We start from the raw sequence: 20241 nt of genomic DNA on the forward strand, positions 1-20241 counted from the left end.
CCACCATCCCCCCTTCTGAGCCCGGCTGCGCGCTTCCTTTATAATCAGCGTAATTCTAAAGGATTCGAGGTGCAGTCATGCTCGATCGTGAAGGCTTTCGCCCGAACGTCGGCATCATCCTCCTCAACGCACGAAACGAGGTTTTCTGGGGCAAGCGAATCGGCGAACACTCCTGGCAGTTCCCGCAAGGCGGCATCAAGTACGGCGAAACGCCGGAACAGGCCATGTACCGCGAACTGCATGAGGAAATCGGCCTGCTTCCGGAGCACGTCAGGATCGTCGGTCGCACGCGCGACTGGCTGCGTTACGAGGTGCCGGACAAGTTCATCCGCCGCGAGATCCGCGGCCACTACAAGGGCCAGAAACAAATCTGGTTCCTGCTGCGCATGGCCGGCAGGGACTGCGATATCCACCTTCGCGCCACCGACCATCCGGAGTTCGACGCCTGGCGCTGGAGCCATTACTGGGTGCCGCTGGAGGCGGTGATCGAGTTCAAGCGCGATGTCTATCAGATGGCGCTGACGGAATTGTCACGCTTCCTGAACCGGCACCCGCGCGTGCCGCTGAGCCCCTATGGCACACACGGCGCCCATGGTGCGCATGGCATGCATGGGCGCCACGGCGGGCCGCGCGGCCAGATGCAAGGCCGAGGTGGCCAGCCGGGGCAGCCGGCGGTGGCCGGGGCCGACTGCGATGGCGCGGCGGAACCCGAGCCCGCCCCTGCGCCCGCGCCTGAAGCCCAGCCTGTATCTGTTTCGCCGGCCGCAGCGCCGGTATCCACCTCACGGAGCACTGATGACTAGTTTCACCGGCCCGGGCCGCCTTGGCGGCCTGCGCGCTGCCGGACTGCTGCTTGCCGCGGCCAGCCTTGCGCTGGCCGGCTGCAAGACCACCGGCAAGCAGATGGCAGAGGAAGAGAGCACGTGGCTCAACCCGTTCGCGCCCAAGACCTTCGAGGAGGCAAAGGCGATGCTGCCGCCGCTGCCGCAGGACGCCGACCTGATCCCGTTCTCGGTATCGGGCACCGGCAACCTCTCGTTCGCGGTGGACAGCAAGTCGGTCTCGGTTGGCAAGGACAACGTGGTGCGCTATACCGTTGTCACCAGCAGTCGGAGCGGTGCGCGCAACGTGACCTTCGAAGGCATGCGTTGCGACGCGTTCGAGCGCAAGCTCTACGCCACGCTGCCGGCCGGCGCCAAGGAATGGATTCCGAACCTGAGCGAATACGGCGAGAACTGGCACCGCATGGAAACCCGGGTGAGCAACGCCTATGCCGCGACGCTGGCGACCGATTTCTTCTGTGAAGGCCGCACGGTGGCCGGCAAGCCGGATGACATGGTGCGCGAGCTGAAGTCACGGGCGCCAAGCAATCGCTGACACCGGAAGCGTCGATACGAAAACGGCGGGACTGTCATCCAGTCCCGCCGTTTTTTCTTATGCGCTTGTTGCCTGTGCCTCAGACCAGCACCAGGTTATCGCGATGGATCAGCTCGGGCTCGTTCAGGTGACCGAGCACGGATTCGATCTCGGACGAGGGCTTGCGCGCGATCAGCCGCGCCTCGGCGCTGGAATAGTTGGTGATGCCGCGCGCGACCTCGCGCCCTTGTGTGTCGACGCAGGCGATCACCTCGCCGCGGGCGAACTCGCCCTGGACTTCTACCACCCCGATCGGCAGCAATGACTTGCCACCGCCGGTGAGCTTCTCGACCGCGCCATTGTCGATCACCACGCGCCCGCGCAGCTGCAGGTGGTCGGCCATCCATTGCTTGCGCGCGGTCAGCCGGCCGGTTGGCGCCAGCAACTGGGTGCCGATGGCCTCGCCGGCGGCCAGGCGCTCCAGCACATTGGCTTCGCGCCCGGAGGCGATGGTGGTGTGGGCACCCGACTTGGCCGCGCGCTTGGCCGCCAGGATCTTGGTCAGCATGCCGCCGCGGCCGATCGACGTGCCTGCGCCGCCGGCCATCGCTTCCAGCTCGGGCGTACCGGCCAGCGCCTCGTCCACGAACTCGGCGGCCGGGTCCTTGCGCGGGTCGGCGGTGTACAGGCCGCGCTGGTCGGTCAGGATCACCAGCGCGTCGCCTTCGATCAGGTTGGTCACCAGCGCGCCCAGCGTGTCATTGTCGCCGAACTTGATTTCGTCGGTGACCACGGTGTCGTTCTCGTTGATGATTGGCACCACGCCCAGCGACAGCAGCGTCAGCAGCGTGGAGCGCGCGTTCAGGTAGCGCTCGCGGTCGGCCAGGTCGGCGTGGGTCAGCAGCACCTGCGCGGTGCGGATGCCGTAGCGGCCGAACTGGCTTTCATAGACCTGCGCCAGGCCCATCTGGCCGACGGCGGCGGCGGCCTGCAGCTCGTGGATTTCCTTGGGGCGGCGCACCCAGCCCAGGCGCTGCATGCCTTCGGCGATGGCGCCGGAGCTGACCAGCACGACCTCCTTGCCCGCCACGCGCAGCTTGGCGATCTGGGCCGCCCAGCGGGCGATGGCGTCGTGGTCCAGCCCCTTGCCGTCGTTGGTAACCAGGCTGGAGCCGACTTTGACGACGATGCGCTTTGCCTGCGCGATGACCGATTGCATGGCGGGAATCCTGTCTCCCGGGCAGCCGGCGGCGGGCGCCGCGCCCGAATTGTCCGAATGTAGTGTGCTGCGGTGAGGCCAGCCGTCGGCGGCCTCTTGCTTATGCCTCGCGCTCGCCCTGGTCGACGTTGTGCAGGCGCTCGTCCAGGCGGATATCCGGCTCGGCCAGCGCCGCGGCCTCCGCGGCCTTGATCGCCAGCAGGTGGTCCTTGATTGCGTAGATCAGGTCGCGACAGTTTTCGCCGGTCAGCGCCGAGATCTGGAACACCGGGCCCTTCCACTTGTAGCGCTTGAGGAAGTCCTTCACCTTCGCGGCGCGTTCTTCCTCGGGGACCATGTCGAGCTTGTTCAGCACCAGCCAGCGGGGCTTGTCGTGCAGCGTTTCGTCGTACTTCTTCAGTTCGTTGACGATGGCCTTGGCTTCGGCGACCGGGTCGACCGCCTCGTCGAATGGCGCCAGGTCGACGATATGCAGCAGCAGGCCGGTACGCTGCAGGTGGCGCAGGAACTGGTGGCCCAGGCCCGCGCCTTCTGCCGCGCCTTCGATCAGGCCGGGGATGTCCGCAACCACGAACGATTGCTCGTGGTCCACGCGCACCACGCCCAGGTTGGGATGCAGCGTGGTGAACGGGTAGTCCGCGACCTTCGGGCGCGCATTGGAAATATGCGAGATAAAGGTCGACTTGCCGGCGTTAGGCATGCCCAGCAGGCCGACGTCGGCCAGCACCTTCAGCTCGAGCTTGAGCATGCGGCGCTCGCCCGGCTTGCCGTCTACCTGCTGGCGCGGCGCTCGGTTGGTACTGGACTTGAAATGCAGGTTGCCCCAGCCACCCATGCCTCCTTCGGCCAGGCACACGCGCTGGCCATGCTCGGTCAGGTCGGCGATCACCTCGCCGGTGTCCATGTCCATAATCAGCGTGCCCACCGGCATGCGCAGCGTGACGTCTTCGCCAGCCGCGCCATAGCAGTCGGAGCCGCGGCCGTTCTCGCCGTTGCGCGCCACGTGCTTCCTGGCATAGCGGAAGTCGATCAGCGTATTGATATTGCGGTCCGCCACGGCGAACACGCTGCCGCCCCGGCCGCCATCGCCACCATCCGGGCCGCCGAAGGGCACAAACTTCTCGCGCCGGAACGAGGCGCTGCCATTGCCGCCGTTGCCGGCGATGGCTTCGATTCGGGCTTCGTCGATGAACTTCATGATGGGTTTTCCGTGATGGGAGCGGCGGGCTGGCGGCCGGATGCCGCCTGCCCTGCCGGGCGCACCGCAAAAGGCGCTATCGAAGCGAGGTGAATCCCAAGCCCCGCCAGGATCGCTTTGATAGTGCCCCTAATTGTGGCCAGAAAAGAAAAAGCCCCGCAAGCGTTGCGGGGCCTTCATCCTGCAAAGGCTGTTATCAGGCCGCCGGAACGACGCTGACGTGCTGCTTCTTGGCAGGGCCCTTGACGGCGAACTGCACGTGGCCGTCCACCAGGGCAAACAGCGTGTGGTCCTTGCCCACGCCGACGTTGTCGCCGGCATGCACGCGGGTACCGCGTTGGCGGATGATGATGCCGCCGGCATTGATGGCCTGGCCACCAAACACCTTCACGCCCAGACGCTTCGATTCGGAATCACGGCCGTTCCGCGTGGAACCGCCGCCTTTTTTCTGTGCCATGTCTTACTCCTGTCGCTTTACCTAGTTACGCTCGATCGATCAGGCAACGATCGCTTCGATGCGCAGTTCGGTGTAATTCTGACGATGGCCCTGACGCTTCTGGTAGTGCTTGCGACGGCGCATCTTGAAGATCTTCACCTTGTCGTGACGACCTTGGGAGATAACGGTAGCCTTGACGGAAGCCCCGCTAACCAGCGGCGTACCAAACTTGATTTGGTCGCCGGCGCCCACTGCGAGCACCTGGTCGAGCGTGATTTCTGCGCCAATGTCTGCCGGTATCTGTTCTACTTTCAGTTTTTCGCCAGCAGCAACCTTGTATTGCTTGCCGCCGGTTTTTACGACCGCGTACATTGTCGAACCTCTCGGATGTGAATAAAACGCCGAATGCCGGCACTGGCGCGCCCTGCGCGGCCGGTCAACTGCACGGCGCGGCGTATGGGCGGGCTCACTGCGGCCCGGTTATCTCCCGCCGGTCAGGACCCGCAAAGCGCGCGTAGCAACCGGAGGAAACCGGGAATTGTAAACGAGGTTCGGGAAAAGCGCAAAGAAAACAGGCACATAGCCTGTGGGCGGCGGCATCGCCACAAAGCGAGGGCGCCCGGCTCAGGTCAGGTCGGCGAGCAGGAATCCCGCCAGTGCGGCAAACGCCACCCACAGGGCGGTGCGGCGCAAATGGCGGCGAGATACGGGCTTGTTCATGCCCGAATTATAGATGCGCACCACGCGAACGCCCTGCGCGCATACCCTGAGCGGCCATCTTTAGAATGCGCCGCACGCGTAGAACGGCGTGGGCTTCGCATATAATCGTCCGGTTTTGCGTAACGGTGATCATCTTGTCCCAGCCTTCCGCCACTGCCTTGCTTGCCCCGGTCGCTGCAGACATGCGCGCGGTCGATGCTGTCATCCGCCAGCGGCTGTCTTCTGAAGTCCCGCTGATCGAGCAGATCGGCGAATACATCATCGGTGCCGGCGGCAAGCGCCTGCGCCCGGTGATCCTGCTGCTGACGGCGCGCGCGCTGGGCTACGACGGCAACCGCCACCATGAGCTGGCCGCCGTCGTCGAATTCATCCATACGGCCACACTGCTGCACGACGACGTGGTCGACGAGTCCGAGCTGCGGCGCGGCCGCGATACCGCCAACGCGGTATTCGGCAACGCGGCCAGCGTGCTGGTCGGCGACTTCCTCTATTCGCGTGCGTTCCAGATGATGGTCGATGCGGGCAGCATGCGCATCATGGAAATCCTGTCCAACGCGACCAACGTGATCGCCGAGGGGGAAGTCCTGCAGCTGCTGAACATGCATGACCCGGATGTCACCATCGAGCGCTACCTGCAGGTGATCCGCTACAAGACCGCCAAGCTGTTCGAGGCCGCGGCCCAGTTGGGCGCGGTGCTGGCCGGCGCCGACGCGGAGATGGAAGAAGCCGCGGCCGAGTACGGCCGCCGCATCGGCACCGCCTTCCAGTTGATCGACGACATGCTCGACTACACCGCCAGCGCGGAGCAGATGGGCAAGAACGCCGGCGACGACCTGCGCGAAGGCAAGCCCACGCTGCCGCTGCTGCACCTGCTCGAGCACGGCACCGCCGAGCAACGCCAGCTGGCGCGCGACGCCATCGTCCAGGGCGGCACCGAGCACTTCGACGCCGTGTTCGCCGCGATCCACGCCAGCGGCGCACTGGAGGTGACCTACGAAGCCGCGCGGCGTGAGGCCGAGGCTGCGGAAAAGGCTGCGATGCAATTCCCCGCGTCGGAGCTGAAAGAGACCCTGATCCAGCTCTGCTCGTTCTCGCTGCAGCGATTGTCTTAACGCGAAAGCGGCGTAGGCAATGGAAGCGGGATGAAAGGCGATTTTGCCTTCCCCTCTTCCCTTTCAAAAAAAACGCTGCTAAACTTGCCTTCTTTGCTGCTGACGACCAAACTTAACGGTTAAGCTTACCTGTTAAGAGTTAGCCAGGAAGACCAAATCGGGGTGTAGCTTAGCCTGGTAGAGCGCTACGTTCGGGACGTAGAGGCCGGAGGTTCGAATCCTCTCACCCCGACCAGATTTAAAGAGCCGAATCGACGTGAGTTGATTCGGCTCTTTGTCTTTGTGCCGGCCATTCGGGCCACGGCACGTCCCCACCCCACGCCAGATCGGCTGCGCCGCTACTGTCCGATCAACCCTTGATCGCCGTACGCTGACGCTTGAACGCCCTCAGGTCGGCTACGGTGAAAAGCTGGCTACGTCCCACTTCGGCACGAGCAGTCAGCTTGCCATCCCGCACCAGGCGGCGGAAGGTGGCGATCGAGACTTCCAGGTATTCGGCGGCCTCGGCGGCGGTGAAATCATCCTCGGCCAGGTGACCAAAGACTTCCTCGTGCGAGAAGTTCTCGTCCCGGAAAGCCTGCTCCCCGACCAGCGTGAAGAACTTGACGCGCTCCTGCACCGGCATCTTGCTGACGTGCCTTCATCAGGTCTTCTGCGGTCATGATGTTCATCCTTTCCTCTCTGCCTTCAGGTACTTTTTGAGCTCATCGTAGAAGTTCTCATGTGAGCCCACCTTGTAAAAGTCGATCCACAGCACCTCGAGATGCAAGCCTGTTGGGCCCGCTGCCCGGGCGGCGGCGGCCGGTAGGCGATCAGATATTGCTGCCGGTTGAACTTGAATTTGTAGACCCAGATTCCGGCCAGGTCGCCAGCCTTGGCTTCCCCAACGCCAGGCTCTGCGCACACCACCTACACCTCATCTTCGATCGCCAGTTGCAACGGCTTGTGTGCCTTCTTGACGAACTACGCGAAGGGCTTTTTGTAGATCGGCCTCATGCGGTGTTATGCACTCACGTTTGATTCCATATCAGATCAAAGATGCTGTGGCGACGTATCTTGGCAGAGGCTAATGGGACCATGACAGGACGTAGGGATTCTTCTCAAAAGGGAGCCAGCCGGCACAGGAAACCGCCGAAAACGCCTCCTTCTCCCCGCGCAAGTAGGGTTGCGCCCGTGTCGCGCAAACGCCAACACCGTCCCGCCGTCGCCTTTACAAAAAGTGACCCCGGCGGCAAACTGCCCCGATCCGGGGGCGTGGGTCCGTCCCGCCCCCTCCGTGGCCAGCGGCCACCGTCCAACCGCACACCGCACCTGCCATGACACTCGGTCTTGCCCTGGCCCAGAGCCGGCGTATCGCGCCCGCCCTGCTTGCTCAGCTGGAGCAGGCCGCGCGCGAAAAGCAGTCGCAGCTGATCGACGAGATCGTCGGCAGCGGCACCATGAGCGCGCACGACCTGGCCCTGTTCGCGGCGGACAAGTACCAGTTGCCGCTGCTGGACCTGGCGCAGTACAACCTGAACAAGGTGCCGCCGGCGCTGGCCGGCAACCGTGAATTCCACGCGCACCGCCTGCTGCCCCTGGGCCGGCGCGAGAACCGGCTGGTGCTGGCGACGTCCGACCCGTCCAACCAGGCCGGGCTCGATGCGATCAAGGAAAAGTACAAACTGCCGGTCGAAGCGGTGGTGGTCGAGCACGACAAGCTGATGAAGCACGTGCGCTCCGCCGGCGAGGCGCTGGGCACGCTGAAGAACATCTCCCCGGTACAGGTCGAGCGCAAGTTGATCGAGTACGACCCGGTAGCCGCCGCCAGCGCGCAGCGCAACCGCACCGCCGCCGAGGCCATCGATGACGCCCCGGTGGTGCGCTTCCTGCAGAAGCTGCTGACCGAGGCCTTCCATCGCGGCGCGTCCGACCTGCACTTCGAGCCGTTCGAGACCTTCTACCGCATCCGCTTCCGCGTGGACGGGGTGCTGCAGGAAGTCGCGCGCCCGCCGCTGGATATCCGCGACAAGATCGCCACCCGCATCAAGGTGCTGTCGCGGCTGGATATTTCTGAAAAGCGCGTGCCGCAGGACGGCCGCATGAAGCTGCTGATCTCCCTGCCCAAAGACAAGGACGCCAAGGAGACGGTGGAGAAGGCAGTGGACTTCCGCGTGTCGACGCTGCCGACGCTGTTTGGCGAGAAGATCGTGATGCGGATCCTCGAATCGTCATCCGACAAGCTCGACATCGACCAGCTCGGCTACGAGCCGGAGCAGAAGGCGCTGCTGCTGGACGTGATCAAGCGCCCGTACGGGATGGTGCTGGTGACCGGCCCGACCGGCAGCGGCAAGACGGTGTCGCTGTACACCTTCCTGAACCTGCTGAACCAGGGCGATATCAATATCTCCACCGCGGAGGACCCGGCCGAAATCCAGCTGCCCGGCATCAACCAGGTCAACGTCAACGACAAGGCCGGGCTGACCTTTGCCGCGGCGCTGCGCTCGTTCCTGCGCCAGGATCCGGACATCATCATGGTCGGCGAAATCCGCGACCTGGAAACCGCCGATATCTCGATCAAGGCCGCGCAGACCGGCCATCTGGTGCTGTCCACGCTGCACACCAACGACGCGCCGACCACGCTGACGCGGCTGATGAACATGGGCGTCGCGCCCTTCAACATCGCCTCCAGCGTGCTGCTGATCACGGCGCAGCGGCTGGCACGCCGGCTGTGCACCTGCAAGCGCCAGGGCGATTTGCCACACCAGGCGCTGCTCGACGCCGGGTTCCGCGAGCAGGATATTGACGGCAGCTGGCAGCCCTACCATCCGGTCGGCTGCGAGCGCTGCAACGGCAGCGGCTACAAGGGCCGCTGCGGCATCTACCAGGTCATGCCGATCACGGAGGCCATGCAGCAGATCATCCTGTCGCACGGCACGGCCTTGCAGATCGCGGAGCAGGCGCGCAAGGACGGCGTGCTATCGTTGCGCGAAGCTGGGCTGCTGAAGGTCAAGCAGGGCGTCACGTCACTCGAAGAAGTGCTGGCGACCACGAATATTTAGTCGGACACGTAGGGCACAACGTAAATACAAGACGTAGAACAAACGTCATTTACTTCGGGGGTCAAAATCATGGCGACGCGCGCACCAGCGGCGGGCGCCCGGACGGCAGCGCCGTCACGGGCGAAATCAGGGAAGGGGCGCAAGGCCCCCACCCAGTACATCTTTGAGTGGGAAGGCAAGGACCGCAAGGGCAAGACCTTCACCGGCGAGCTGCGCGCCGAGAACCAGGCCGAGGTCACCGCCACGCTGCGCAAGCAGGGCCTGACCATCGTCAAGCTGAAGAAGCGCAAGGCCGCGCGCGGGCGCAAGATTACCGAGAAGGACATCGCCTATTTCACGCGGCAGCTGTCGACCATGCTCAAGGCGGGCATCCCGCTGCTGCAGTCGATCGACATCATCGCGCGCGGGCACGTGAACCCCAACTTCACGCAGCTGCTGTCGGACATCCGCTCCGACATCGAATCGGGCAGCAGCATGGCGGCGGCGTTCCGGCGCCATCCGAAGTACTTCGACACGCTGTACTGCAACCTGATCGATGCCGGCGAACAGGGCGGTATCCTCGATGCCCTGCTGGAGCGCCTGTCGCTCTACATGGAAAAGACCATCGCGCTGAAGAGCCAGATCAAGTCGGCGATGATCTACCCGATCGCGGTGCTGACCGTGGCCTTTGCCGTCACGGTGATCCTGATGCTGTTCGTGATCCCGGCGTTCAAGGGCGTGTTCTCGAGCTTCGGCGCCAACCTGCCGGCGCCGACGCTGGTGGTGATCGCGATCTCGGATTTCTTCGTCCAGTACTGGTACCTGGTGATTGGCGTACCCGTGGGTGGCATCATCTTCTACCTGCGTGCCCTGAAGAAATCCGAGAAAGTGCAGCGCGCCACCGACCGCATGCTGCTGAAGCTGCCGATCTTCGGCAGTCTGTTCCGCAAGGCCGTGATCGCGCGCTGGACGCGCACGCTGGCGACCATGTTCGCCGCCGGCACGCCGCTGGTGGAATCGATGGAATCCGTCGCCGGCGCCGCCGGCAACTGGCTGTATTACGACGCAACGCGCGAGATCGAGCAATCGGTGCGCATCGGCACCAGCCTGACCAATGCGATGCAGGCGACCCATGTGTTCGACAACATGGTGCTGCAGATGACGCAGATCGGCGAGGAGTCCGGTGCGCTCGACAATATGCTGCTGAAGGTCGCCGAGTTCTACGAGCGCGAGGTCGACGATGCCGTGGCCGCGATCTCCAGCCTGATCGAGCCGCTGATCATCGTCGTGCTGGGCGTGCTGATCGGCGGCATGGTGGTGGCGATGTACCTGCCGATCTTCAAGCTGGGACAGGTGGTGTAAGGGATGGCTTTGGCATTCTCCACCTCGCCTTTCCCGACCGGCAGCGGGCAGCTGCTGCACGCGCTGGCGGCGCTGCCGCCGGCGTTCATGGTCGCGGCGGCGGCCCTGCTGGGGCTGGTGGTCGGCAGCTTCCTCAACGTGGTCATCCACCGGCTGCCGCGCATGATGGAGCGCGACGAGGCCAACTATATCGCCGAGCTGCGCGGCGACCCGCTACCCTATCCCGCCCGCTACAACCTGATGGTACCGCGCTCGGCCTGCCCGCATTGCGGCCACGCGATCGCGCCGTGGGAGAACGTGCCGGTGCTGAGCTGGTTGCTGCTGCGGGGGCGCTGCTCGGCCTGCAAGACGCCGATCAGCATGCGCTATCCGCTGGTGGAGCTGGCCTGCGGCCTGCTGAGCGCGCTGGTGGCGTGGCGCTTCGGGCCGGGCTGGCAGGCGTTGACCGCGCTGGTGCTGGTGTGGTCGCTGCTGGCGCTGACCATGATCGATGCGGATACGCAACTGCTGCCCGACCAGATCACGCTGCCGCTGCTGTGGCTGGGGCTGCTGCTGAACCTGGGCGGCCTGTTCGTGCCGCTGGCCGATGCGGTGATCGGCGCCGCCGCCGGCTACCTGGTGCTCTGGGTGGCGTACTGGCTGTTCCGGCTGGTGCGCGGCAAGGAAGGCATGGGCTTCGGCGACTTCAAGCTGATGGCCGCGCTGGGCGCGTGGTTCGGCTGGCAGGCGCTGCCGGCGCTGGTGCTGTTGTCGTCGGTGGCGGGCGTGGTATTCGGGCTGGCCAGCATCGCGCTGCGCCGGCAGGAGCGTGATACGCCCTTCCCCTTTGGCCCCTTCATCGCGCTGGCGGGCGTGGTGGTGCTGGTGTTCGGTCCGGGCGTGCTGCCGCTGGCGCTGCCATGATGCCGGCGCGGTGACGTCCGACGCGGACGCGTGAAGCTGGTATCGTGACGGCAACATTGCCATCGAACCCTACACAGAACCCCACATGCTGGAAATCGGACTGACCGGCGGCATCGGCAGCGGCAAGTCCCGCGTGGCCGACATGTTCGCCGCGCGCGGCGCCGCGATCATCGACACTGACCTGCTCGCGCACGAGATCACCGCCCCGGGCGGGCGCGCCATCCCGGCGCTGGTCGAGGCCTTCGGCCCCGGCTGCCTGCGCCCGGACGGCGCCATGGACCGCGACGCGATGCGCGCGCTGGTATTCGCCGACCCGGCCGCCAAGGCGCGGCTTGAAGGCATCACCCATCCGCTTATCCGCGCGCTGACCAACGAACGCGCGCAGGCCGTGCGCGACGCCGGCGAACATCCCTACGTGATCTACGTGGTGCCGCTGCTGGTGGAATCGGGATCGTGGCGCGAGCGGGTGGGCCGCGTGCTGGTGGTCGACTGCAGCGAGGCCACGCAGGTGGCGCGCGTGATGTCACGCAACGGCTTCAGCCGCGAGCAGGTCCAGGCCATCATGGCAAAGCAGGCCACGCGCGGCGCGCGCCTGGCATGTGCTGACGACGTCATCGACAACGACGGCCCGGTGGAGTCGCTGGTGGACCAGGTCGACCGGCTCGACCGCTACTACCGTGAACTGTCCGCGGCCGGCGAGGTCCATCCCGAGTCCGACGTATAACAGCAAAGTCGGCGTGCCAGCGCACCGCATCATGCACATGACATTGTCCTCGGCCCTTGTCTCGCATAGAATGCGCTGGAACATGCCGGGAAATGGCCGCATACTGCACGGATCGACACATGATGCGCCACTCGATGCGACTCGAGGCGCCCCATGTTTGGCATCTCGCCGCTTTCCCGGGCCACATTCTGCCGGGCCACATTCTGCATCGGACCCGCTCCTGCCATGGAGCCCGCCCGACGCGCCGCACGGACATAGCACTTGATTCTGTACGAATATCCTTTCAACGAACGCATCAGGACGCTCCTGCGCCTGGAGGACCTGTTCGATCGGCTGGATTACTTCCTCGCCCAGGATCATGCCCAGCAGCACCATGTCGCGCTGACCACGCTGTTCGAGATCATTGACGTAGCGGGCCGTGCCGATCTGAAGACCGACCTGATCAAGGAACTGGAACGCCAGCGCCAGGCGCTGGCGCCGCTGCGCGCCAATCCGCAGATCCATCAGGAAACGCTGGACGCCGTGATCGGCGAGATCGAGCAAGGCATCGCCATGCTCAACCAGACCGTGGGCAAGGCCGGCCAGCTGCTGGCCGACAACGAGTGGCTGACCAGCATCCGCAGCCGCGCGATCATCCCCGGCGGCACCTGCGAGTTCGACCTGCCGGCCTACTATGCCTGGCAGCACCGCCCCGCCGAAGACCGCCGCGCCGATATCCTCAAGTGGGCGCGCCCGCTGGTGTCGCTGCGCATGGGCACCACCATCGTGCTGCGCCTGCTGCGCGAAGCCGGCCAGAGCGGCAAGGTGATCGCCACCGGCGGCAGCTACCAGCAGATGCTGTCCGGGCGCAGCTACCAGCTGATGCAGGTCTACCTGGATGACTCGCTGCTGGCGTTTATCCCGGAGATGAGCGCCAACAAGTACATGCTGTGGGTGCGCTTCACGCAGCAGGACGGCGACCTGCGGCCACGCTCGGTCGATGCGGATATCCCGTTCCTGCTGAAACTCTGCAATTTCTGAAGCCGATTCCTGAAGCCTGCTTTTAAAGCCATGCCTGCCGTCGTCAAATGTCCCACCTGCGGCACCGATGTGCCTTGGGTGCCGGACAACAAGTTCCGCCCGTTCTGTTCCGAACGCTGCAAGCAAATCGATCTCGGCGCATGGGCGTCCGAGAAGTATGTGATCGGCGGCAAGCCCGGCGAAACGCCCTCCGCCGACCTGCCTGAAAACGAGGACGACTGAGCGTCCCCCACGGGACACTCAGCGCGCCGCCGCCAGCACGCGGCGGTAGAACCCCACGCACACCAGCACGAACACCGCCAGGCCCAGCCACTGCGCGGTCGCTTCAAACCCACCCCCGACCATCGCCAGCGGCGCGTCCTTGCCCGACAGACCGATCACCGCGGCCAGCATCACGCCGACCAGGCTTTCCGCTCTTCCAAATCTAAGCAAGCCTACGCATCGCTGATGGCGACGTCTTTGCAGATTTGGACGCGCGGTCACCAACCCGAGCGCGCGGTAACGCGCGCATTCGCTGCCGGTACTCCGGCAGGCGCATTGAATTCACATTGGCGCCCCCTCTCGGGACTCCCGTCCATCCTTGCGGATGGAATCGCCAATCACACCGCCCGATAATCTGAACGGGGCCCGAGCAGGGCAGATGGGAGCAGTCCACAGCGTCGCCGACTTGCGTCAGCAGCCGCCGCAGACCGTTTTGACAGGCATTCTCGTCGCGCAGGTGGCAGGTGCCGCAGCCCGGGCAGCATCGCCAGCCCGCCGACGATGCCGACCAGGTAGCCCGCGCCCACCAGCGCTAGCGAAAAGCCCATCGACAGTCGCACCACCGAGGCGCGCGCCGACAGCCAGAAGTTTGCGCCCTCGGCCAGCACCCGCAGCCCGCCGGCGGCAAAGCTGAACAGCCCCGCCACCAGGCCGCCGGCCATCAGGTCGGCCAGGCCGGTCGCCTGGCGCTTCTGGCCCGGCACGGCCTCGCCCTGCGCGGCACTGCCCACGCGCAGGATCTCCGCCGCGGCCACGCCTTCGGGATACGGCAGCTCGCTCTGCACCACCATCGCATGGCGCAGCCGGAGGCTGAACAGCACGCCCAGCATGCCGCCGGCCGCGCAGATCGCCAGCGTCTGCCAGAACGGGAAGCCCTGCCAGTGGCCCAGCATCACCAGGCCGGGCAGGATAAAGATGATCGACGACAGGGTGCCCGCGGCCGAGGCCTGCGTCTGCACCATGTCGTTTTCGAGGATGTTGGCGCCGGGGAAGAGCCGCAGCACGGCCATCGAGATCACCGCCGCCGGGATCGCCGACGAGAAGGTCAGGCCGACCTTCAGCCCCAGGTAGATGTTCGAGGCGGTGAACACGACCGTGATGAGCGCACCGAGGATGATGCCGCGCAGGGTCAGTTCAGGCAGGGAGATGTCGTCGGCGATACGGTCGGCGCGGAGCATGCTGGTTCCTTTCCTTGGACTGCGGCGCAGGAGCGGGCGCCGCGGGCAATGGCAAGGTCAGCTGTCGCGCGCTTCCTCGGCCAGCCATTCCACCACGGGGATAGTGGCGGGCAGCAGCGGCCCGACTGTCACGGGCGTTTGCTGCCAGGAGAAGGCCTGGCCTTCGCGGCCGACGGGATCGCCCCGCCAGGCCGTGACCTTGCAGAAGTACAGCCGCACATAGGCGTGCGGGTAGTCATGTTCGAGGATGTGCCAGCGCTCGCATTGCGTTACGTCAAGGCCCAGTTCTTCATGGAGTTCTCTGGCCAATGCTGCCTCCACCGACTCACCGGGCTCCAGCTTGCCGCCGGGGAATTCCCAGTAACCCTCGTAGGGCTTGCCCGCAGGGCGTTGCGCCAGCAGGAAGCGGCCGTCGGGCTGCACCATCACGCCCACGGCGACCTCGGTAACCTTGCGCGGAGGATTGCCAGCCGCGTCCGCGGGGTTCTGCATGGACTCGCTCATGCCTTGGCGTCGCCGTCCACGTCGGCGATAAAGGGCTTGCCATGCTTGCCGCCCCAGTCGCGCGCGAACTGCCAGGCCACCCGGCCCGAGCGCGAGCCGCGCTCCAGCGCCCACACCAGCGCATCGCCGCGCGCCGCGGCGATGTCCTCTTCCGTGCAACCGAAGTGCTTGAGCCAGTGGCCGACGATGGTCAGGTACTCGTCCTGCTTGGGCGGGTAGAACGACAGCCACAGCCCGAAGCGCTCGGACAGCGAGATCTTCTCTTCCACCACTTCGCCGGGGTGGATCTCGCCGTCGTCGGTGTGGCGGTAGGTCTCGTTGTCCTTCATGTACTCCGGCAGCAGGTGCCGGCGGTTGGAGGTGGCGTAGATCAGCACATTGTCCGACTGCGCCGCGACCGAGCCGTCCAGCGCCGACTTAAGCGACTTGTAGCCCGACTCGCCCTCTTCGAACGACAAGTCGTCGCAGAAGATCACGAAGCGCTCCGGTCGCTGCGAGACCAGTTCGACGATATCGCCGAGGTCGCCCAGGTCGTCCTTGTCGACCTCCACCAGCCGCAGCCCGTCCCTGACGAAGGCATTGAGGCAGGCCTTGATCAGCGACGACTTGCCAGTGCCGCGCGCGCCGGTCAGCAGCACGTTGTTGGCCGGCAGCTGGTTCACGAACTGGCGCGTGTTGGCGACGATGGCGTCCTTCTGGCGCTCGATATTCTTCAGGTCGTCCAGGTGGATCGGCGGCAGCTGGCGCACCGGCTGCAGGTAGCCAATATTACCGAACAGGCTCTGGCGCTTGCGCCAGCGGAACGCTACCGCCTCCTGCCAGTCCGCATCGCTCAGTTGCGGCGGCAGCCATTGTTCGAGTCGGGCGAGGAAGTTGTCGAGGCGGGAGGTGAGGTCAGACATGGCAGCGTGACGGTGTCAGTTGTGGGGAGAGGGGTGGTTTAGCGGGGCATCGCGCATCCGGAAACGCCTGCCCTCTCCCCCGGCCCCTCTCCCGCATGCGGGAGAGGGGAGCAAACCCGGGGTGCTTAAGAGCGGTAGTCGGCGTTGATCGACACGTAGTCGTGCGACAGGTCGCAGGTCCATACGGTCGCTTCGGCATTGCCGCGGCCGAGCGCGATGCGCACGGTGATCTCGGCCTGCTTCATCACGCGCTGGCCGTCTTCTTCACGGTAGTCGGGGTTGCGGCCGCCGTCGCGCGCGACCCAGACATCGTCCAGCCACAGGTTGACGCGGTCGACATCGAGGTCATCGACGCCGGCATAGCCCACCGCGGCCAGGATGCGGCCCAGGTTGGGGTCCGACGCATAGAACGCGGTCTTGACCAGCGGCGAGTGCGCGACCGCGTAGGCGATCTGGCGGCACTCGGCGACGTCCTTGCCGTCTTCGACGCGGATGGTCATCAGCTTGGTCGCGCCTTCGCCGTCGCGCACGATCATCTGCGCCAGCTCCTGCGCCAGCGCGGTCACCGCGTCGCGCAGCGCCTCGAAGGCCGGGCCTTCGGCGCGGTCAACCGCAGCACCGGACTTGCCGGTCGCGATCAGCACAAACGAGTCGTTGGTCGAGGTATCGCCGTCGATGGTGATGCTGTTGAACGAATGGTCGGCGGCGTGCGACACCAGCCCCTGCAGCACCGGCTGGGCCACCGCGGCGTCCATGGCGATAAAGCCGAGCATGGTCGCCATGTTGGGGCGGATCATGCCGGCGCCCTTGCTGATGCCCGACAGCGTCACGGTCTTGCCGTCGATCTGCACCGTGCGCGACGCGGCCTTGGGCTGCGTGTCGGTGGTCATGATCGACTCGGCGGCGGCCAGCCAGTTGTCGGCCTTAGCGTTGGCGATGGCGGCGGGCAGGCCGGCCACCAGGCGGTCCACCGGCAGCGGCTCCAGGATCACGCCGGTCGAGAACGGCAGCACCTGCTCGGCGGCGATGCCAAGTTGCGCGGCCAGCGCATCGCAGGTGGCGCGCGCATTGGCCAGGCCCGGCTCGCCGGTGCCGGCGTTGGCGTTGCCGGTGTTGACCACCAGCGCGCGGATGCCCTTGCCACCGGCATTCACGGCGGCCAGGTGCTCACGGCACACCTGCACCGGCGCGGCGCAGAAGCGATTGTTGGTGAAGACGCCGGCCACGGTGCTGCCCTCGGCCACGCGCACCACCAGCACGTCCTTGCGGTTGGCCTTGCGGATGCCCGCCTCGGCCCAGCCAAGCTCCACGCCGGCGACGGATTTCAGGTTCTCTGCCTGGGGCAGCGGAAGATTGACGGGCATGTGGACTCCTCTATTCCTGCTTGCGCTTTCTGCTAGCGAATTGCTTGTCTCAGACGAACATGCCCGCGGAGCGCGGGCATGTCGTTTCCTATCGCGTCATTTCCCGTGCGGCGGAAACGACGTCATACCGGTGCGCGGCTCAGCTCAGCTTGCCGTGGCACTGCTTGAACTTCTTGCCCGAGCCGCACGGGCACGGGTCGTTGCGGCCGACCTTGGGCATGCCCGCCAGCGCCAGCTCGGCAGCGGCCATGGCCGCACCGGTGCGTGGCGACGGCACTTCCTCGACCGGCTCGCGCCCTTCGGCGAACTCGTCGTGCTTGTACTGCACGTTCTCCAGGTGCGACAGGCCTTCCTCGATCTGCTCCGAAGCTTGTTCCAGTTCTTCCGGCGACTGGATCTGCACATTGAAAGTCACGCGCGTGACTTCGCTCTTGATCACGTCCAGCAGGCGCGCGAACAGCTCGAACGACTCGCGCTTGTACTCCTGCTTGGGGTCCTTCTGCGCATAGCCGCGCAGGTGGATGCCCTGGCGCAGGTGGTCCAGCGCCGCCAGGTGCTCGCGCCAGTGCGTGTCGATGCTCTGCAGCATGACCGAGCGCTCGAAACCGGCGAACGACTCGCGGCCGACCATCGCGACCTTGCTGTCGTAGCGCTCCCTGGCCGCCTGCATGATCAGGTTGAGCAGCTCTTCATCCTCGATGCTCTGCGCGCCTTCGATGGTCTGCGCCAGCGGCACTTCCAGGCCCCAGTCTTCGCGCAGGCGCGTTTCCAGGCTGGCGATGTCCCACTGCTCTTCCATGGTGTCGGCCGGCACGTGGTCGCGGAACAGCTCCACCAGCACGCTCTGGCGCAGGTTGGCCACCATGTCGCCGACGTCCTGGGCTTCGAGCACGTCGTTGCGCAGCTTGTAGATTTCCTTGCGCTGGTCGTTGGCGACGTCGTCGTACTGCAGCAGCTGCTTGCGGATATCGAAGTTGCGGCCTTCGACCTTGCGCTGCGCCGATTCGATCGAGCGCGTGACGATGCCGGCTTCGATCGGCTCGCCCTCGGGCATCTTCAGGCGTTCCATGATGGCGCGCACGCGGTCACCGGCGAAGATGCGCAGCAGCTGGTCGTCCAGCGACAGGTAGAAGCGCGACGAACCCGGGTCACCCTGACGGCCGGCACGGCCGCGCAGCTGGTTGTCGATCCGGCGCGACTCATGGCGCTCGGTGCCGACGATATGCAGGCCACCGGCGGCCTTGACCTGCTCGTGCAGCGAATGCCACTCGTCCTCGAGCTGCTTGATGCGCGCGGCCTTCTCGGCGTCAGGCAGGTTCGGATCCGCCTCGATAAAGCCCGACTGCTTCTCCACATTGCCGCCCAGCACGATATCGGTACCGCGACCGGCCATGTTGGTGGCGATGGTGATCATCTTGGGGCGGCCGGCCTGGGCCACGATCTCGGCTTCGCGCGCGTGCTGCTTGGCGTTGAGCACCTGGTGCGGCAGTTTTTCCCGCTCGAGCAGGCCCGACAGGTATTCCGAAGTCTCGATCGAGGTGGTGCCGACCAGCACCGGCTGGCCACGCTCGTGGCAGTCGCGGATATCGCGCACCACGGCGTCGTAGCGCTCCTTGCCGGTCTTGTAGATCTGGTCCTGCTGGTCCTTGCGCTGGGCCGGGCGGTTGGTCGGGATCACCACCACTTCCAGGCCGTAGATCTCCTGGAATTCATACGCTTCGGTATCGGCCGTGCCGGTCATGCCGGCCAGCTTGTGGTACATCCGGAAGTAATTCTGGAAGGTGATCGTCGCCAGGGTCTGGTTTTCCTGCTGGACGGTGACGCCTTCCTTGGCTTCGACGGCCTGGTGCAGGCCGTCGGACCAGCGCCGGCCGGTCATCAGGCGGCCGGTGAATTCGTCGACGATCACGACTTCGTCGTTCTGCACCACGTAGTGCTGGTCGCGATGGAACAGGCTGTGCGCGCGCAGGGCGGCGTACAGGTGGTGCATCAGCGTGATGTTCTGCGGCGCGTAGAGCGACTCGCCTTCACCGATCAGGGCCTGCTGCGCCAGGATCTCTTCGGCCTTCTCGTGGCCGGCTTCGGTGAGGTAGACCTGGTGGCCCTTCTCGTCGACGTAGTAGTCGCCCGGCTTCTCGACGCCGGTGCCGTCGGCCTTTTCCTCGCCGATCTGGCGCTCGAGCAGCTTCGGGATGCCGTTCATGCGCTGGTAGAGGTCGGTCTGGTTCTCGGCCTGGCCGGAGATGATCAGCGGCGTACGGGCCTCGTCGATCAGGATCGAGTCCACTTCATCGACGATGGCGTAGTTCAGCGGCCGCTGGACCCGCTGCGACGGGTCGTAGACCATGTTGTCGCGCAGGTAGTCGAAGCCGAACTCGTTGTTGGTGCCGTAGGTGATGTCGGCGTTATACGCGGCCTGCTTCTCGTCATGCGGCATCTGCGACAGGTTCACGCCCACCGACAGGCCCAGGAAGTTGTACAGGCGGCCCATCCACTCGGCATCGCGCTGCGCCAGGTAGTCGTTGACGGTCACCACGTGCACGCCCTTGCCGGTGATGGCATTGAGGTACACGGCCAGCGTCGCGGTCAGCGTCTTGCCTTCGCCGGTGCGCATTTCGGCGATCTTGTTGTCGTTCAGCACCATGCCGCCGATCAGCTGCACGTCGAAGTGGCGCATCTTCATGACGCGCTTGCTGGCCTCGCGGCACACGGCGAAAGCCTCTGGCAGCAGCGCTTCGAGCGACTCGCCAGCGGCGTGGCGCTGCCGGAAGGTCTCGGTCATGCCGCGCAGCTCGTCGTCCGAGAGCTGCTCGTACTTCGGCTCCAGCGCATTGATCTGCGCCACCGTGCGGCTATATTGTTTGATCAGCCGCTCGTTGCGGCTGCCGAAGACTTTCTTGAGAAGGCCGGTGATCATCGATTGCTTTCACCTGCGCGGAACCGGGTGGCACCCCAGGGATGC

Annotated in this window: 20 protein-coding genes, 1 tRNA gene and 1 pseudogene; 10 read left to right on the plus strand and 12 right to left on the minus strand. The window is 65.5% G+C overall.

Translation table 11 applies throughout. From position 1 onward, the window contains the following. The first annotated feature begins 77 nt into the window (after positions 1-77). Together K307_RS43655 and K307_RS43660 are read left to right on the plus strand one after the other, a co-directional pair. On the plus strand, positions 78-803 hold the full coding sequence (locus K307_RS43655) for an RNA pyrophosphohydrolase (protein WP_042887275.1): 726 nt from the start codon (positions 78-80) through the stop codon (positions 801-803). Then, on the plus strand, positions 796-1377 hold the full coding sequence (locus K307_RS43660) for a CNP1-like family protein (RefSeq protein ID WP_042887276.1): 582 nt from the start codon (positions 796-798) through the stop codon (positions 1375-1377). The genes K307_RS43655 and K307_RS43660 overlap by 8 nt, the downstream gene beginning before the upstream one ends. Before the next feature lie 79 nt (positions 1378-1456). Here K307_RS43660 and proB read toward each other — a convergent pair whose 3' ends face one another. The 4 genes from proB to rplU all read right to left on the minus strand — a co-directional run bounded on the left by proB (position 1457) and on the right by rplU (position 4581). Continuing rightward, positions 1457-2575, minus strand: a complete 1119-nt coding sequence (gene proB, locus K307_RS43665) for a glutamate 5-kinase (RefSeq protein WP_042887277.1) — start codon at positions 2573-2575, stop codon at positions 1457-1459. Positions 2576-2675: 100 nt separating this feature from the next. Further along, positions 2676-3773 (minus strand): GTPase ObgE, encoded by a 1098-nt coding sequence (gene obgE, locus K307_RS43670; RefSeq protein WP_042887278.1) that lies wholly within the window; start codon positions 3771-3773, stop codon positions 2676-2678. 196 nt (positions 3774-3969) lie between these two features. Continuing rightward, positions 3970-4230 (minus strand): 50S ribosomal protein L27, encoded by a 261-nt coding sequence (rpmA, locus tag K307_RS43675; protein ID WP_011299102.1) that lies wholly within the window; start codon positions 4228-4230, stop codon positions 3970-3972. Between the two features lie 39 nt (positions 4231-4269). Then, positions 4270-4581 (minus strand): 50S ribosomal protein L21, encoded by a 312-nt coding sequence (gene rplU / locus K307_RS43680; protein WP_006576525.1) that lies wholly within the window; start codon positions 4579-4581, stop codon positions 4270-4272. Between the two features lie 530 nt (positions 4582-5111). On the opposite strand from rplU, the gene ispB reads away from it, so the two are divergent. Together ispB and K307_RS43690 are read left to right on the plus strand one after the other, a co-directional pair. After that, positions 5112-6041 (plus strand): octaprenyl diphosphate synthase, encoded by a 930-nt coding sequence (gene ispB, locus K307_RS43685; RefSeq protein WP_051975436.1) that lies wholly within the window; start codon positions 5112-5114, stop codon positions 6039-6041. Positions 6042-6199: 158 nt separating this feature from the next. Beyond that, positions 6200-6276, plus strand: a tRNA-Pro gene (locus K307_RS43690). A 114-nt stretch (positions 6277-6390) separates the two neighbouring features. Here K307_RS43690 and K307_RS43695 read toward each other — a convergent pair. Beyond that, positions 6391-6666 (minus strand): helix-turn-helix domain-containing protein, encoded by a 276-nt coding sequence (locus K307_RS43695; protein WP_051975437.1) that lies wholly within the window; start codon positions 6664-6666, stop codon positions 6391-6393. Positions 6667-6728: 62 nt separating this feature from the next. After that, positions 6729-6950, minus strand: a complete 222-nt coding sequence (locus K307_RS51285) for a type II toxin-antitoxin system RelE/ParE family toxin (protein WP_419187200.1) — start codon at positions 6948-6950, stop codon at positions 6729-6731. A gap of 407 nt (positions 6951-7357) precedes the next feature. On the opposite strand from K307_RS51285, the gene pilB reads away from it, so the two are divergent. The 6 genes from pilB (at position 7358) to K307_RS43725 (ending at position 13292) form a co-directional block, all read left to right on the plus strand. After that, positions 7358-9082, plus strand: a complete 1725-nt coding sequence (pilB, locus tag K307_RS43700; protein ID WP_042887280.1) for a type IV-A pilus assembly ATPase PilB — start codon at positions 7358-7360, stop codon at positions 9080-9082. A gap of 69 nt (positions 9083-9151) precedes the next feature. Continuing rightward, complete coding sequence (locus tag K307_RS43705; RefSeq protein ID WP_042887281.1) at positions 9152-10423, plus strand: type II secretion system F family protein; 1272 nt, start codon at positions 9152-9154, stop codon at positions 10421-10423. A gap of 3 nt (positions 10424-10426) precedes the next feature. Beyond that, positions 10427-11326: a prepilin peptidase gene (locus tag K307_RS43710; protein ID WP_042887283.1), complete on the plus strand. Its 900-nt coding sequence runs from the start codon at positions 10427-10429 to the stop codon at positions 11324-11326. 85 nt (positions 11327-11411) lie between these two features. Beyond that, a complete protein-coding gene (gene coaE / locus K307_RS43715) occupies positions 11412-12050 on the plus strand; it encodes a dephospho-CoA kinase (protein ID WP_042887284.1) in 639 nt (212 codons plus the stop codon). A gap of 261 nt (positions 12051-12311) precedes the next feature. After that, positions 12312-13070 carry a cell division protein ZapD gene (zapD, locus tag K307_RS43720; protein ID WP_042887285.1) on the plus strand — a complete coding sequence of 253 codons (759 nt, stop codon included), beginning with the start codon at positions 12312-12314 and terminating at the stop codon, positions 13068-13070. A 30-nt stretch (positions 13071-13100) separates the two neighbouring features. Further along, a complete protein-coding gene (locus K307_RS43725) occupies positions 13101-13292 on the plus strand; it encodes a DNA gyrase inhibitor YacG (protein ID WP_042887286.1) in 192 nt (63 codons plus the stop codon). An 18-nt stretch (positions 13293-13310) separates the two neighbouring features. Here K307_RS43725 and K307_RS48380 read toward each other — a convergent pair whose 3' ends face one another. The 6 genes and pseudogenes from K307_RS48380 to secA form a co-directional block, all read right to left on the minus strand. Further along, positions 13311-13502: a hypothetical protein gene (locus K307_RS48380; RefSeq protein WP_155301385.1), complete on the minus strand. Its 192-nt coding sequence runs from the start codon at positions 13500-13502 to the stop codon at positions 13311-13313. Positions 13503-13801: 299 nt separating this feature from the next. Next, positions 13802-14509: pseudogene (locus tag K307_RS43730) on the minus strand (OPT family oligopeptide transporter); the annotation flags it as partial. Between the two features lie 57 nt (positions 14510-14566). Beyond that, on the minus strand, positions 14567-15013 hold the full coding sequence (locus K307_RS43735) for an NUDIX domain-containing protein (RefSeq protein WP_042887289.1): 447 nt from the start codon (positions 15011-15013) through the stop codon (positions 14567-14569). After that, complete coding sequence (locus K307_RS43740; RefSeq protein ID WP_042887290.1) at positions 15010-15915, minus strand: ATP-binding protein; 906 nt, start codon at positions 15913-15915, stop codon at positions 15010-15012. Before K307_RS43740 ends, K307_RS43735 begins: the two co-directional genes overlap by 4 nt. A gap of 125 nt (positions 15916-16040) precedes the next feature. Then, positions 16041-17279, minus strand: a complete 1239-nt coding sequence (gene argJ, locus K307_RS43745; RefSeq protein ID WP_042887292.1) for a bifunctional glutamate N-acetyltransferase/amino-acid acetyltransferase ArgJ — start codon at positions 17277-17279, stop codon at positions 16041-16043. Between the two features lie 139 nt (positions 17280-17418). Further along, the gene (gene secA, locus K307_RS43750) at positions 17419-20196 is read right to left on the minus strand and encodes a preprotein translocase subunit SecA (protein ID WP_042887294.1); all 2778 of its coding nucleotides are present in this window, start codon (positions 20194-20196) and stop codon (positions 17419-17421) included. Positions 20197-20241 lie beyond the last annotated feature (45 nt).

The sequence above is a fragment of the Cupriavidus necator A5-1 genome (genome assembly GCF_000744095.1).
Classification (GTDB): domain Bacteria; phylum Pseudomonadota; class Gammaproteobacteria; order Burkholderiales; family Burkholderiaceae; genus Cupriavidus; species Cupriavidus necator_A.

Excerpts from the sequence above, each read along its gene's own strand:
- pilB (WP_042887280.1), top strand. The coding sequence starts at position 7,358 with ATGACACTCGGTCTTGCCCTGGCCCAGAGCCGGCGTATCGCGCCCGCC.
- K307_RS43710 (WP_042887283.1), top strand. The coding sequence starts at position 10,427 with ATGGCTTTGGCATTCTCCACCTCGCCTTTCCCGACCGGCAGCGGGCAG.
- proB (WP_042887277.1), bottom strand. The coding sequence starts at position 2,575 with ATGCAATCGGTCATCGCGCAGGCAAAGCGCATCGTCGTCAAAGTCGGC.
- K307_RS43655 (WP_042887275.1), top strand. The coding sequence starts at position 78 with ATGCTCGATCGTGAAGGCTTTCGCCCGAACGTCGGCATCATCCTCCTC.
- K307_RS43735 (WP_042887289.1), bottom strand. The coding sequence starts at position 15,013 with ATGAGCGAGTCCATGCAGAACCCCGCGGACGCGGCTGGCAATCCTCCG.
- K307_RS43695 (WP_051975437.1), bottom strand. The coding sequence starts at position 6,666 with ATGCCGGTGCAGGAGCGCGTCAAGTTCTTCACGCTGGTCGGGGAGCAG.
- K307_RS43740 (WP_042887290.1), bottom strand. The coding sequence starts at position 15,915 with ATGTCTGACCTCACCTCCCGCCTCGACAACTTCCTCGCCCGACTCGAA.
- K307_RS43705 (WP_042887281.1), top strand. The coding sequence starts at position 9,152 with ATGGCGACGCGCGCACCAGCGGCGGGCGCCCGGACGGCAGCGCCGTCA.
- rplU (WP_006576525.1), bottom strand. The coding sequence starts at position 4,581 with ATGTACGCGGTCGTAAAAACCGGCGGCAAGCAATACAAGGTTGCTGCT.
- rpmA (WP_011299102.1), bottom strand. The coding sequence starts at position 4,230 with ATGGCACAGAAAAAAGGCGGCGGTTCCACGCGGAACGGCCGTGATTCC.
- obgE (WP_042887278.1), bottom strand. The coding sequence starts at position 3,773 with ATGAAGTTCATCGACGAAGCCCGAATCGAAGCCATCGCCGGCAACGGC.
- coaE (WP_042887284.1), top strand. The coding sequence starts at position 11,412 with ATGCTGGAAATCGGACTGACCGGCGGCATCGGCAGCGGCAAGTCCCGC.
- ispB (WP_051975436.1), top strand. The coding sequence starts at position 5,112 with ATGCGCGCGGTCGATGCTGTCATCCGCCAGCGGCTGTCTTCTGAAGTC.
- secA (WP_042887294.1), bottom strand. The coding sequence starts at position 20,196 with ATGATCACCGGCCTTCTCAAGAAAGTCTTCGGCAGCCGCAACGAGCGG.
- K307_RS43660 (WP_042887276.1), top strand. The coding sequence starts at position 796 with ATGACTAGTTTCACCGGCCCGGGCCGCCTTGGCGGCCTGCGCGCTGCC.
- K307_RS43725 (WP_042887286.1), top strand. The coding sequence starts at position 13,101 with ATGCCTGCCGTCGTCAAATGTCCCACCTGCGGCACCGATGTGCCTTGG.
- argJ (WP_042887292.1), bottom strand. The coding sequence starts at position 17,279 with ATGCCCGTCAATCTTCCGCTGCCCCAGGCAGAGAACCTGAAATCCGTC.